Raw genomic sequence first — 12,213 nt, 5'->3', positions numbered from 1 at the left:
CATGATCGCGATGGTTGCCTATGTCCCGAGACACACTCTGTTGAAGTTTCCTATGTCTTGCGACATGGGTTTCCTATGTCCTGAACCAGCACACTACAGGGGGCACACGATCTTGAGCAGCGGTTTAGGCCGCTGACCAGGGCGAACATCGTACGAACGGGCGGGCCTCCAGTCTCACGGAGTCCCGCCCGTTCTCGTTGTAGCTCACGGGTTGTGGACCGGTTGTGGACCAAGCCAGCCTTCAGTCGCCGCCCCAAAGCGGCGGGCGACCATCTCTCATCGGAGTGCACCCATTCGACGGGTTCGACGCGCCCTACACGCCAACAGACCCTCCTGATCAGCAGAATGCCGATCAAATGAGCGCTTTTCATCCTGCGTAGCGGCCTTCTTCGATGAGTTGCAGGACGAGGATCGCCTGCACGATCGTGGTGGCGGTGCGGGCAGCAGCGCACCCGGGTCAGGACCGCCTGCGCCTTGGTATCCCTTGTCGGCGAAGGTCATTACTCCTGTGGTGGTCAGCGCGTCGATCAGGCCGGTGGCACGTGCCGCGGTCAGGTCATGGGTGGCGTCGGTGTTTGCCGAAGTAGTACGGCCGTTCGTCGGCCAGCCGGTCGATCGGGACCAGGGTGCCATGCTGGGGCATCTCGGTGACGCCTACCAGGCCGCCGGGCAACCGCTCGAGGCGGGCCGGTGCCGGCGCGGTGCCGAGGAAACCCTGGACGAGATCCGCCGCCACGACGACAGCGGGGCATCCGCCGCTGATCTCGCCTTTTGTCGTCGGCTGAACCACGGCGCGACCTTGGCACGAGCCTCCGTCGGCCCGTCATGAAGCCAGGATGAAACTGTGGCCTGTGATGCTGATGATGCAGGTGTAGCCGAACAAGGAGAAGGAATTCATGAAAGCAGCCGTGGAACGTGGGGCGTGGGTGGCCAGCGTCAGTGCCCTGGCGGTCGGCGCCCTGACCGTGACGCTGCTTGGTACTACGCCGGCTCAGGCGTTCACCGCCGAATCCGGCGCGGCGACCGCCGCGCCGTGCAGGAAGGTAGCCAGCGCCAACGGCGACACTGTCCGGTTGTGGTACTGCAACGGCACCGGGGGCACCAGGCGCGGCTACCATGCCCAGGCCAAGCTGGGCAACGGCGCGAACGTCTCGCTCCGCGACTCCCGCGGCCAGAACGTGGTCAACCCGAAGGTCGCTGCCGCCGGCGTGCTGCCCCGCTGGTACAACACTCCTACCACCCTTTGGTCCGGCCCGTTCAAGGCCTGCAGCGGATATCGGGGGAGCACGGGAACGTGCACGAGACTGGCCCGATAGCGCTCATCCGGGACTGTTACCGCAGCCTGATGTAGCGCTCGGCCCCGGCGTTCTTGTCGTACCAGACCGTGATCTTCGCTACGCTGTTGCTGGTCGGCGTGACCCGGACGCACAGATTCCCGTTGCCGAGATTGCGGCATGCCTCTCTCGTGGGAGCCAGGGCCGCCGCGGATGCCGCCGCGCCGACTCCCTGCAGACCTGCCAGGGCTGTCAGAACGGCCGCGCAGAACAGAGACAGTCGTCCCAACATGCTGCTCTCCCCCCATCGGGGGGTTTGAGGGAGATGGATCGGGTGGTGAGCCGCCGGACGCAGGAGACGGCGCTCGGCGGCCGCGGGGGTCAGGGGTTGCGGTGTCCGGCCCCGTCCAGGCCGGTGCGCAGAGCTCGGGCGTAGGCGAACGTGCCCGAGTCGTTGGGGTGGAGCGATTCCCTGCTGATGCAGGTCAAGTCCACGACGATGCACACGGGGCTGGGGTCGTCGACGGTGTGGAAGTCGTCGTCACCGTTGGGGGTGAACGTGACTCCGTTGATGTAGTTGTCGGGGTCGCAGACGCCGTGCGGGAAGAACTCACTGTAGGGCTGGGCGAAGTAGACGGGGATGCCTGCGGTGCGCAGTGCCTCGACGCGTTCGGGGCCTTGGCCCGGATCGCCCGTTCCACGTTGTCCACCATGAGTCCGACTCCCGCCATCTGGTCATCGATGGCCGAGGAGCAGAGCGGGTCGGTGCCCGGCACGATGCAGCGGCAGTCGTCGATCCACTGGGTCCGCTGGTGGTACCAGCACTTAAGGTCGTACTGGTTGTCGCTGTTCTTGTGCGCGCACGGGCCCGCCGGCTCGTCCTCCAAGCCGGGCGCGTCCGGCTCGAGGTGCCCGTTGGGCCAGTAGCACTGGTTGCTCTCGTCGCAGAACTGGTGCACCGGCGGACGGACGTTCGCGCGGTCCGCGTTGGTCAGCCACCACGCGGCCCGGTAGCCGGACACCAGCTCGCCCGGGTCTCGATGAGCTCTACCGGGTGACCCGCCCAGCCCATCACCTTCTCCGGGTACGGCCACTTCTGCGGCTCCGCCGCATCGTGGTAGAACGTCTCCAGGAACGGGTTGCGGTCGGCCGGATAGCGCGGGTTGACCGGGTTGTTGAGCCAGCCCACGCCCCAGGGCGAGCCGTCGTTGATGTCGGCGTAGAAGGCGGCAGGAGGCGCGTGGCGGCGGGCTCCTCGGCGTTCTGCGTCAGGATCGCCCTCTCCGACGGCCCGCACCCGGGGTTGAAGTAGGCCAGGGTGGTCTGCACCGCGAGCTTGCGCACGGGGCCGCCGTCCAGGTCGACGATGGCGGTGAACCCGCCGCGATCGGCCAGCTCCGGCTTGTTGGTGAACGTGCGCGGCGCGTAGACGACCGTGGATCTGTCAGCGCAAGCGGTGCGTGCGGGACTATGAGCGGTTATCCGAGCATCACGAAGCCATGGTCGTGTGGGCGATGATCATCATCATGGGACGTCGACTCGCACGATCCGCATCTCCCAAACCGACCTGACGATCAGTCTGTACGCGGGCACTCAGTACCGCGCCAAAGGTTGGCTATTCACCCGCTCACCCGGTTGCTCAAGGCCAGCGCTTGCGGCGTGGAGACTCCAGAGGTAGCTTGCCGGGTTCGAACCTCATTATCCTGACGGTCAACGCGACATCAGCAGGTTCAGCATTCAGGTCGAGCGGGAGCCCGTAGCGCACGTGCGTGAAGCCATGGCTGGTGTCTTCGGTGATCTCGATCGTCCAGCCGAACTCCTCATCCCATGTCAGGTGCGTATATTCGGCGTGCGGCCAGTCGAGCCAGATTTTCTGGGTACCACTTCGGATGGTCCTCATACCCAGCGTTCTCAGGCCGTCAATGACGGCCTCGATATAGTCCACAGGGTGTGTGCCGACTGGCCTGTGCTTACGCATCTGCGTCCTCGTTTCTCGGCCTCAGGGAGAAGCAACGCTCGCACTCACCCCTGGATGAGAGCGACCGTCAACCCGTCGGACGACTCCTATCCGACACCGACCCTTTTTCATCCCTCCGGCGGCGGACTGCTGGTCACAGCGTGATCGCGAGCCTGGCGTTCGCCTGACGACGTAAGAAACCCCTGGTAGATGGATTGATCACCACAACCAGATCCGTCACAACCAGGGGCCTCGGATGCTGTTCTATCGTGCTGCCGTCGATTTGTCGCGTTCAACGCTGAACTACGTCGCTGGAGTGATCCGCCGGCATCGCAAGGCGATCGGGTCGGCCTGGCGGCTGCTCAACGCAGGCCAGCAGGCGCTGCTGGTGCTGGTCTATCTGCGCAAGGGCGAGACCTTCACCGAGCTCGGTGCCGGTTTCGGGGTGTCGACGGCGACCGCGTGGCGGTAGGCCCTGGTCGACAAGGCCTATCAGGGAGCCGAGAGCCTGGTCCGAGATCTGCGCCCTTTCCACATTCCTTATCGAGGTTGTCGATCAGGAGAGCCACTCGTTCTCACCTCACGAGAGCGGTGCCTAGAAGTCGCCGCAGTTCTTGAGTGCGCTTCCCGGGCGGCGTGTCCGTCCCAGCGGCTCAGCACCGGCGTCCAACTCGTCGACGCCCCGTGACACCGTCGCCTCCCGCACGCCCGCGGCCTTGGCCACCGCCCGGATGCCGCCATGTCCCAACGCGCGAGCCTCGGCACCCAGCAGCGGCCGGCGTTGCCGCTCATCCAGATGCGGCATGATCGCCTCAATCTTCGCAGCCAGCATCTCCACGGTCTCCGCCGACACGCTTTATCAAACCATCGACCGCGAATCCGGAATACTACGAGTTCTTTCTCTGCAGATCCTTAACCAGCCTCGCGTTCGGCCGCCTGGAGCCGCCGCCACTTCGCCATCGACTGCTTGATCTCCTCGCGGAGGAACGCGAAGAACCGGCGGGTCTCGTCCAGCCGCTGCCCGGCGAGGGAGTCGAGACCCAACAGCGGGATGCCCTCGGCGGCGCCGGCCTGCACCCGGACCAGTACCGGGTCGGACTGGCTGACGAAGTGACTCCAGGTGTGCTCATGGATCCGGCAAAAGTCGTGGCGGGTACCGGGCTCGCGTCCGCGTTCGACCAGCCGCACCTGCACCAGGTATTTGACCGCCCCCGAGATCGCCGACGCGCCGACGCCCAGTCGCTCGGCGAGCTCGGCGGCAGACAGCTTTCCGGAGTCGGTAACCAGCAGCGCGGCGTACACGCGCGCGGCCATCCGGGGCATACCGGATTCGACCATGATCTGCGCGAACCGTTCCCGGAAATCGGCGATGGCACCCTCGTACGCTTGCGTCACCCAAGCTCCCTAAATCGTCGCGGACTCACCAGTTTAAGATAATCCAAAAACTTCACGAAATTCGTGAAATATGTGTAGTACCGTCCCTGCTGTGAAGGACAGCGAACTCGTCGGAGCGCAGAAGACCCTCAGCCCTGTTCTCAGGGCCAAGGCGCTGGACAACCGGCTGCCGGACCCGATCCTCGGCGACGAATACGCCGAGGAGGCGATGCGCCGCCTCGATCCTGACTACGACAAGCGCAGATTCGGCACCAGCCAGCTCGGCCTCGCGGCCGTGGTGCGTGCCAAGGCCCACGACGACTGGGCCCGAGGCTTCCTGGCCGATCACTCCGACGCGGTGGTGCTGCACCTGGGCTGCGGCCTCGACGCCCGGGTGTACCGGATCGACCCGCCCGCCACCGTCGACTGGTACGACTTGGACTACCCGGCTGTCACCGAACTGCGGCAGCGGTTCCTGCCGCCGCGCGAGCACTACACCCTGATCGACTCCAGCGTCACCAATCTGACCTGGCTGGAACGCGTCCCCCGCGGCCGGCCGGTGCTGATGATCGCCGAGGGACTGGTGCCCTACCTGACCGAGACTGACGTCCGGCGGCTGCTGACCGGCGTCGTCGACGCCTTCCCCACCGGCCAGATACAGTTCGACACGGTGTCGGTCTGGGCGTGGCGCACCTCGAAATGGGACCCCACGCTGCGCAGATACGGCGCTCGGTTCCGCTGCGGCTTCAACGACCCAGCCGTGCTGGCCGATGGGCACCCGCGACTCGAATACGTCGATGAGGCACCGATGAACGACTCACCGATACTGATGGCCAAGGCACCCGCGAACGTGCGCCGTATATACCGCCTCATGAACCTACTGCCGGGCATGAAACGGTCCACCCGCATCGTGCGCTTCCGGTTCTAACGCGCCAACGGTCCGTGCAGGCTGGACAGCAGCGGGGTGAACGCGGAGATCTCGCTTGTTCTGGTCGCGATTTGACGCTGGGCGAACACGATCTCACCGACGCTATGCCCACCGCGACGGAAATTGCCGCCGAATAGCAGATCCAGATAAGAAGGCCACATCCTCCTTCTTGGTCATCGACGGGACGGACCCGAGGGGATGATGCCGGTGAGCCAGGACCCTGCCCGTAGACCCATCGCGAACCGGAGAGATTGCGACTCCGGGAGGCCAGCGTCCGGCATGCCGGCAAACTAGGCGACACTCGCGGCTTTCCGCTGAGACCGGCAGGACGCGCCGGCTCGTACTCCAGAGCGCTCGTCATGGCCGGATTCGTCGTGCGACTGTGACCGTCAGGTCTCCCGGGCGCAGGCGCGCGGGCGAAGGTCTGGGACCACCCGGCTGACGTCCGCCGGGAGGAGCAGCCCGGCATCTGCCCGCGCGCCGGCCGGACCGAAATCCGGCAATCCCCGTCGCGTCGCCTGCCCTCAGTGCTCATCCGCCCTTAACCTGCGGAAACAGCAGTACGGGAACGGGAGGAACATCATGGGGGTTGTCATCGTCGACCGCGCCGGCTGGAACGCCCGCCCGCCGAGAGATCCGGACGACGTGGAGCACGTCGCGCTGTCCGCGCGCACCGAGTTCATCGTGCACCACACCGAAACCCCCACCACGCGCTCGCCGAGATCCATCCAGGACGGGCACATGGATGAACGGGGATGGAACGACATCGGCTACAACTTCCTGGTTCGCGACGACGGCACCGTGTACGAGGGCCGCGGCTGGCTCGTACGCGGGGCCCACGCCAAGGATCACAACGTCACCGGGCTCGGCTGCGCGTACATCGGCATGAACGCGCCGACCGAGGCGGCCAAGGAGTCGATCCGCGCCCTGTACGACGAGGCCTGCACCAAGACCGGTCACGCGCTCAGCCAGCTCGGCCACAGCCAGGTCGGCGACACCGACTGTCCCGGCACGAAACTGCTGGCCTGGGTGGAATCCGGCATGCCGGTCGCCCGCGACCAGGTGTGACCCCGGAGGGAGACGTTCGAAGACGGCCTGATGGCCGCTGTAGAGCAGGACAGAGCCGGGTGCCCGACGCGCGGCGGCGGCACCATGATCGCGTCGTCGAGGTATCCATCTCATGGATGGCCGCTCACTGGGCCGCCCGCGTGCCTGCGCGGGCGTACCCGGGTGGAGGTTCACCAGGCGGTTGGATGGCACAGGCCGTCTGCTCGACCGTCACAGACCTTGATGTGAGACCGATCGGCGGGTACGGCCTCGGTGCCGTCCCGGTGGCTTGCCTGCCAGCCTGACGCCAGCGCCACTGCCGGTACGGCGGCACTCAGCAGTAGCCCGGCACCCAGGCTCGGTGACCTTGCTCGCGCGTGAAACCACGGCGATCTTCCTCTCGTGGCAAGGAAAATCGAGGAGATAGGCTCAGATAAGGCCGCGAAGTAGCGTAATCCAGGTTTTCCGCATGCAAGCAACGCTGGAACATCACGGCTGCATGTCGCATATCCCTTCCATACACCGCACAACCAGGAGACCGCTACGGGCACCCCAGCCCGGCGGTCCGTCGGTGGTGCAGGCAGCCGCTCGACCGGTCGAGCGGCATGTAACACCAATGCCGTCACCGCCTGACATAGTGTCATCGATGTCGACGTCCCTGAACGTGATCGACTCGCAGAACACCCCCACCACGGGCAGCCGCAACATCCGCTGCAGGCATGAGTGCGGTCTTTGGGGGATGAACGACGTCGAGCGCCTCAGTCAGTGTCTGGTACTCGATCGTCAACGCCACCACTTACCACGCCTGAGCCCAGGAAGGGGGCGGCGTTGGAGCAGGGGTCAGGTCGCGCAGGTCGTGGGACCACGTCTCCGCCCACGTACCCGACCGCCGTTCAATGATCTTGACGGAGCCTTCCCAAGTAGCCATGAGCAACCGCCCCTTGCTGTCCCAATCGGCCCAGGCCGCCTCGGGCAGGGGCGTGAGGCTGCCGTCGTCCTCTTCGCGCAGGTAGCTGACCTGTACGCCCTCGATCCCGTGCCGCTGGAAATCGGTCCCGGTGTGGGCCAGCACCAATGCGCGCTCGCCGCCGGGCTGGACACGTCCGATAAGTACGGCTTCGCGTAGCTCGGGCGGCAGTCGCTCCGGCTGGCCTTCGAGGGGACGCCAGCCGCGTTTGTACTCGTTCTGGAGATCTCGATAGGTCCAGTCGAGGGTGAGGTCCCCAACCGTCGCGTCGTAGGGATAGCGACCGTGAAAGGGCTGTTTGTCGATGGAAGCGGAGATCTTCAGACTGTTGTCCGACGCGAACTCGCATCCGCCGGTCCAGGTGCCGCTGGTGTGCCAGGCCACGAGCGCGGTGAGCCACGGCGTCTTCGACACGGCGAAGTAGGTGTCCCATGGGGGCTGCCCGTGCCCGAGTGCGAAGTACCCGAGCAGCTTCCCGTCGGGCGACAGGTCGCATCGGCGCGGGTAGAGCGTGCCCCGAAACCACGCGCCGGGTCTCACCTCACGGGCCCGCAGGTCCCATTCCAGCAGGTGCCACCAGCCGGAGGGGCCGCGGCGCATGATCAGCGCCGCTGGTGCCGTGGTGGCGACGAGTACGTAGAGACGGCAGGGCGGAGCAGGGGTGGTCATCGGCCGGCTCCCTTGAGATCATGACCGGTGTTCGTGGCCCGGCGTGACCGGCCCGGACTCGTAGGGCCCCGAAGACGTGCCCGTCCAGGCCGAACGTGGTCAGTACGACAATCTTCGTCTGGGCGCGGGCCGGGTCGGCGGTGATGCGGCGGGTGGCCGGCGGCCTCGAGGTCGCCGGTGGCTGACAGCGGGGCCACGAGTCCGGCCCTGACCAGCTTCTGGTCGTCGACGACCACGGCGTGCGGGGGCGTTGTCATGGGCTCACCCGTTCGTTGCCGCCGGCGGTGTGGCGTGGACGCGGAAGCCGCCGTCCGGGCGTGGGCCGGCCTTCGGCTTCCCGTCGAAGGGTGCCACGCGTTCACCCGTTCCGACCAGACCGAATCCGCCGCCGGTGGTGGGCGTGCCCGGGCCGTCGTCGATGCGGATGTCAATGCGGATGTCGTGTGTTCGTGGGCGGCCTGCACGCCGACGCGTAACGGGCGCTTTCATGGACGTGCGGTAGCAGAGGGTCGGTTCGTCATGGAACGGGATGGAACGCCAGGTCTAGTGAGGCTTGCAGAGAGAACGCGTAAGTTTCCGTATGCGAGGCGCCCCGATTCTCAAGGAGAATCCATGTTCAGGTCGCGAACCTCTGATGGGGCGCTGTCTCGCGACCGTGCCCGGTTGCTGCGGCGATCGGTAACACGAGGCGTGGTGGTCGTGGCGTTGGTCGTCCCGTACGCGGCGGCCGGGCCGGTCTCTCATGCCGCGCCCAATTCCATCTATCGCATGGGGTCGGCGGCCTGGGGTGACAACGCGCAGGGGCAACTCGGCCTCGGCGGCACCCAGACGGCGCACACCGCGGCGCCCATGCCCGGGATGACCGTGTTCAGCCAGGTCTCGGCCGGGGGCTCCCACACCATCGCTCTTGCCAAAGACGGCACTGTCTGGACCTGGGGTGCTAACTACTACGGTGCCCTGGGCAACGGCACCACCGCCCCGAGCCTCGTACCGACCCAGGTGCCGGGGCTGTCCGGTGTCGTCGATGTCGCCGCGGATCTGGACAGCAGTTTCGCCGTCGACTCCGCCGGCACGTTGTGGGCTTGGGGGCTGAACCTGCCGAATGCCGGGAATCTGGGGCTGGGTACCGGTGCGCCGGTCGCCAATGTGGTGCCGCAGGCCGTTCCCGGCATATCTGGTGTGGCCGATGTAGAGGTCGGCTGGCACGTGGGGTATGCGCGCGACCTCTCCGGCTCATTGTGGACCTGGGGCAGCAATCAGTCAGGAACGCTGGGGAACGGTACGTACAGCGGCTATCGGCCGTACCCCGCCAAAGTCGCCGGCGTGACGGGCGTCATCGATCTCGCCGCCTCCAGGCACGCCGGGATGGCGTTGCGCGGCGACGGCTGGGTGGTGGTCTGGGGGCACAATTTCAACCAGTTGTTCGGTGAGGACCCCATCAGTGCCACGCCGCTGGAGTTGTTCAGGATCCCCGGGCTGCGGGAGATCGGCGCCGGGCTGGACAGCGGCGCGGGGCTGCAGGACAACGGGAGGGTGTGGACGTGGGGGAACAACGAGCACGGCCAGGCGGGCGTGGACCCCGATGACCGGGCGAGCGTCTGGCCTCCGCATCTCATGCAGCTCGGTCAGGGCGCCACCCGGATCGCGGTCGGTCTGGTCAATACGTACGCGCTGCTGAACGACGGCAGCGTGTGGGCGTGGGGTGGTAACTCGTCGGGCAGTGTGGGTACTGGGTCGATCGCAGCGGCCAACCCCGATCCCGCACCGGTCATGGGAGTGGTCAACGCCTCCTACGTCGGTTCGGGGCCCACTGCTGATCACGTGGTGGTGGTGCAGCCGGTCCTCACCGACTTCTCTCTGACGCTGGAGCCCGATGCCGGATCGGTCGTTCCGGGCGGATCGGTCGAGGCCGGGCTCTCCCTCACCCCACTGAACGGCTTCAGCGCCACCGCCGCCCTGAGCGTCACCGGGTTGCCGCCGCATGGGATCACCATCGAGCCCTCCGCCACACAGGTGAGCGCGGACAAGGCCGTCACCATCACCGTACGCGCCGCGCCCCATCTGCCGCCGGGCGTGTACGCCTTCGCGATCAGCGGGGCGGTGGGCTCGACCGTCAGGTCCGTGCCCTTCTCCCTCACCGTCACGCCCCCGCCCTGACCGAAGCGCTCGGTTACCCGATCCGGGCGCGCAGCACCAGGTCGTGCAGCGCCGCCTCGGTGGTGGCTCGCTCGGGCAGGGCCGACGTGTCCCGGGCCTCCTCCAGGGTCTGGGTCATGCGTTTCACGTCCGCCTCGATGTCCGCACCGGAGGCGAGGTCGCCGGACAGCGCGCCGTGCTCGGCGGTCTGCTTGGCGGCGACGAGTTCGGGCAGGTACGCGGGGCCGTACGCGTACAGCCGGGTCAGGTCGGCCTGGAGTTCTCCCGTGCGCATGAGGTGCGTGCCCGTGGCCAGCACGCGGAAGGTGTAGAGCAGCGGTTTCAGCTCCCCCGTCTTCTCGAACAACCGCCACTGCGTACGGGCGAACCCCAGATAGTGATGGGCGTGATGCCGCGTCAGGCAGCCAGGCGCCAGTGCGGCCAGTTCCTCGTGCGTCGGTGCGGACGTCACCACCAGCGGCGACAGCAGTTGCTCCAGTACGTAGCCGTTGCGGCCGAGCAGCAGCCGACAGAACTTGACGACGTCGTGCGTGACCAGGTCCACTTCCGTGCCGTCGCGCGTCCACATGCGCGACAGCGTCTCGGGCCCGTGCCGCAGCCCCGCGACCTCCTCGACCGGTAGCACGTGCACCCCACGCAGATCCACGTCCGAGTCCACCGAGGGGAACCCGTACAGGTGCGCCCCGCTTACCGTCGCGAACATCACGGGGTACGGCTGCTCAGCCGGAATCTCCGCCAGCCACCCAGGCAGATCCACCATTTCTCCCATCACCCGCCGATCAGGAGATTCTCCACCTTTCCGGATCAGACCGCGCGGACGGTCGCCCTTGCTGCCGCGTTCACGTGCCGATCAACCGAGCCGGCGCAGACCTTGGACGACGGCGCGGATCGACGGGCGGCGGGAGGCGTCCGTTCGCCACACCGCGTAGATGTGGCGGACCAGGCGCGGGCGGATCTCGACGAACCGGATGCCCTCCGGCACGGGATCACGGCCGAGCCGAGGAATGATCGCGATGCCCAGGCCGGCGGCGACGAGGGCGAGCTGGGTCTGGTGCTCGGCGGCCATGCACGAGATGTCCGGCTCGATGCCGTGCCCGCGCAACGTGTCCCTCAGCCATCCGGTGCAGATCCAGCCGTCGCTCCAGGTGATCCACGCTTCGCCGTCGAGGTCCTTGAGGTCGACGACGCCTCGGGCGGCGAGCGGGTGTCCCTCAGGAACGGCGACGTCCGCCACGTCGTCGAGCAGCGCCGCTCGCGTCAACGCATCGGGGACCACGGCGGGCTCGTTCCACCAATCCTGCACGATCGCGAGGTCCAGGTCGCCGCGGGTCACCCGGGGCAGGGCGAGATGCGGCTCCACCTCCTCCAACTCGACCCGCAACTCCGGATGATCAAGCCGGAGGTCTCGGATCGCCGGCGCCACGAGGCCGCGTGCGGCGGTCGCGAACGTGCCGAGGGTCAGCCGGCCGGAGACCGTGCCGCGATAAGCCTCCAGATCCGACTCCGCCTGCTCGGCCAGGGACAACATCCGCGCCGCGTGTGCGGCCAGGCGTTCGGCTGCACCGGTGAGCCGGACGCCTCGGCCGCTCCGTTCCAAGAGTTGTTGTCCGATTTCCCGCTCCAGCTTGTCCATCTGCTGGGAGATGGCCGAGGTGCTCACATGCAGAACGTCCGCGGCCGCGGTGACCGAGCCGTAGGTGGCGATCGAGTGCAGGACGCGTAGTCGCTCAAGGTTCAACACCTAACCTGCGGCTTTCATGGCGAATTTGAGCCGACCTGATCGTTCACATAAGAAAAGTGCCCTTGAGCTGGGAGGATCGGACTTGTCGAAGGCCCCGTC

The 12,213-nt window shown here is 66.9% G+C and carries 12 protein-coding genes and 3 pseudogenes; 6 read left to right on the top strand and 9 right to left on the bottom strand.

Features of this window, described 5'->3' with window-relative positions; translation table 11 throughout:
- Positions 1–367 precede the first annotated feature (367 nt).
- Positions 368–631: pseudogene (locus AB0C28_RS55910) on the bottom strand (IS5/IS1182 family transposase); the annotation flags it as partial.
- A gap of 265 nt (positions 632–896) precedes the next feature.
- Here AB0C28_RS55910 and AB0C28_RS55905 point away from each other — a divergent pair.
- Positions 897–1,316 (top strand): hypothetical protein, encoded by a 420-nt coding sequence (locus AB0C28_RS55905; RefSeq protein WP_357846666.1) that lies wholly within the window; start codon positions 897–899, stop codon positions 1,314–1,316.
- Between the two features lie 16 nt (positions 1,317–1,332).
- Here the strand turns inward: AB0C28_RS55905 and AB0C28_RS55900 are convergent, their stop codons facing one another.
- Positions 1,333–1,566 (bottom strand): hypothetical protein, encoded by a 234-nt coding sequence (locus AB0C28_RS55900; protein WP_357846668.1) that lies wholly within the window; start codon positions 1,564–1,566, stop codon positions 1,333–1,335.
- Positions 1,567–1,985: 419 nt separating this feature from the next.
- Here AB0C28_RS55900 and AB0C28_RS55895 point away from each other — a divergent pair, with 419 nt between their 5' ends.
- Positions 1,986–2,201 (top strand): hypothetical protein, encoded by a 216-nt coding sequence (locus tag AB0C28_RS55895; RefSeq protein WP_358085673.1) that lies wholly within the window; start codon positions 1,986–1,988, stop codon positions 2,199–2,201.
- 64 nt (positions 2,202–2,265) lie between these two features.
- On the opposite strand, the gene AB0C28_RS55890 is transcribed toward AB0C28_RS55895, so the two are convergent.
- Complete coding sequence (locus tag AB0C28_RS55890) at positions 2,266–2,571, bottom strand: hypothetical protein (RefSeq protein WP_358085671.1); 306 nt, start codon at positions 2,569–2,571, stop codon at positions 2,266–2,268.
- A gap of 342 nt (positions 2,572–2,913) precedes the next feature.
- A complete protein-coding gene (locus AB0C28_RS55885; protein WP_357846672.1) occupies positions 2,914–3,252 on the bottom strand; it encodes a hypothetical protein in 339 nt (112 codons plus the stop codon).
- A gap of 235 nt (positions 3,253–3,487) precedes the next feature.
- On the opposite strand from AB0C28_RS55885, the pseudogene AB0C28_RS55880 reads away from it, so the two are divergent.
- Positions 3,488–3,700, top strand: a pseudogene (locus AB0C28_RS55880) (transposase family protein); the annotation flags it as partial.
- Positions 3,701–3,856: 156 nt separating this feature from the next.
- On the opposite strand, the pseudogene AB0C28_RS55875 reads toward AB0C28_RS55880, so the two are convergent.
- Together AB0C28_RS55875 and AB0C28_RS55870 are read right to left on the bottom strand one after the other, a co-directional pair.
- Positions 3,857–4,063 (bottom strand): annotated as a pseudogene (locus tag AB0C28_RS55875) (ISAzo13 family transposase); the annotation flags it as partial.
- 80 nt (positions 4,064–4,143) lie between these two features.
- Complete coding sequence (locus tag AB0C28_RS55870) at positions 4,144–4,626, bottom strand: MarR family transcriptional regulator (RefSeq protein WP_358085668.1); 483 nt, start codon at positions 4,624–4,626, stop codon at positions 4,144–4,146.
- Between the two features lie 91 nt (positions 4,627–4,717).
- Here AB0C28_RS55870 and AB0C28_RS55865 point away from each other — a divergent pair, with 91 nt between their 5' ends.
- Positions 4,718–5,533, top strand: coding sequence for a class I SAM-dependent methyltransferase (locus AB0C28_RS55865; RefSeq protein WP_358085665.1), 816 nt, complete (start codon positions 4,718–4,720; stop codon positions 5,531–5,533).
- A gap of 582 nt (positions 5,534–6,115) precedes the next feature.
- The gene (locus tag AB0C28_RS55860) at positions 6,116–6,601 is read left to right on the top strand and encodes an N-acetylmuramoyl-L-alanine amidase (protein WP_358085662.1); all 486 of its coding nucleotides are present in this window, start codon (positions 6,116–6,118) and stop codon (positions 6,599–6,601) included.
- A gap of 775 nt (positions 6,602–7,376) precedes the next feature.
- On the opposite strand, the gene AB0C28_RS55855 is transcribed toward AB0C28_RS55860, so the two are convergent.
- Positions 7,377–8,216 carry a hypothetical protein gene (locus tag AB0C28_RS55855; RefSeq protein ID WP_358085660.1) on the bottom strand — a complete coding sequence of 280 codons (840 nt, stop codon included), beginning with the start codon at positions 8,214–8,216 and terminating at the stop codon, positions 7,377–7,379.
- A gap of 612 nt (positions 8,217–8,828) precedes the next feature.
- Here AB0C28_RS55855 and AB0C28_RS55850 point away from each other — a divergent pair.
- Positions 8,829–10,373: a hypothetical protein gene (locus AB0C28_RS55850; protein WP_358085658.1), complete on the top strand. Its 1,545-nt coding sequence runs from the start codon at positions 8,829–8,831 to the stop codon at positions 10,371–10,373.
- Positions 10,374–10,386: 13 nt separating this feature from the next.
- On the opposite strand, the gene AB0C28_RS55845 is transcribed toward AB0C28_RS55850, so the two are convergent.
- Entirely contained in the window at positions 10,387–11,133 is a 747-nt protein-coding gene (locus AB0C28_RS55845) for a nucleotidyltransferase domain-containing protein (RefSeq protein WP_358085655.1), read from the bottom strand.
- Between the two features lie 90 nt (positions 11,134–11,223).
- Positions 11,224–12,114, bottom strand: a complete 891-nt coding sequence (locus AB0C28_RS55840) for a LysR family transcriptional regulator (protein WP_357846686.1) — start codon at positions 12,112–12,114, stop codon at positions 11,224–11,226.
- Positions 12,115–12,213 lie beyond the last annotated feature (99 nt).

It is taken from the genome of Nonomuraea sp. NPDC048892, from assembly GCF_040649735.1.
Taxonomy (GTDB): domain Bacteria; phylum Actinomycetota; class Actinomycetes; order Streptosporangiales; family Streptosporangiaceae; genus Nonomuraea; species Nonomuraea maheshkhaliensis.
Note: the sequence above shows the minus strand (reverse complement) of the source record. Positions and strands in the feature narration are given on the sequence as shown.

Bases quoted from the DNA above. Each gene is read 5' to 3' on its own strand.
- AB0C28_RS55855 (WP_358085660.1), bottom strand. From the start codon at position 8,216: ATGACCACCCCTGCTCCGCCCTGCCGTCTCTACGTACTCGTCGCCACC.
- AB0C28_RS55900 (WP_357846668.1), bottom strand. From the start codon at position 1,566: ATGTTGGGACGACTGTCTCTGTTCTGCGCGGCCGTTCTGACAGCCCTG.
- AB0C28_RS55895 (WP_358085673.1), top strand. From the start codon at position 1,986: ATGAGTCCGACTCCCGCCATCTGGTCATCGATGGCCGAGGAGCAGAGC.
- AB0C28_RS55905 (WP_357846666.1), top strand. From the start codon at position 897: ATGAAAGCAGCCGTGGAACGTGGGGCGTGGGTGGCCAGCGTCAGTGCC.
- AB0C28_RS55885 (WP_357846672.1), bottom strand. From the start codon at position 3,252: ATGCGTAAGCACAGGCCAGTCGGCACACACCCTGTGGACTATATCGAG.
- AB0C28_RS55860 (WP_358085662.1), top strand. From the start codon at position 6,116: ATGGGGGTTGTCATCGTCGACCGCGCCGGCTGGAACGCCCGCCCGCCG.
- AB0C28_RS55845 (WP_358085655.1), bottom strand. From the start codon at position 11,133: ATGGTGGATCTGCCTGGGTGGCTGGCGGAGATTCCGGCTGAGCAGCCG.
- AB0C28_RS55850 (WP_358085658.1), top strand. From the start codon at position 8,829: ATGTTCAGGTCGCGAACCTCTGATGGGGCGCTGTCTCGCGACCGTGCC.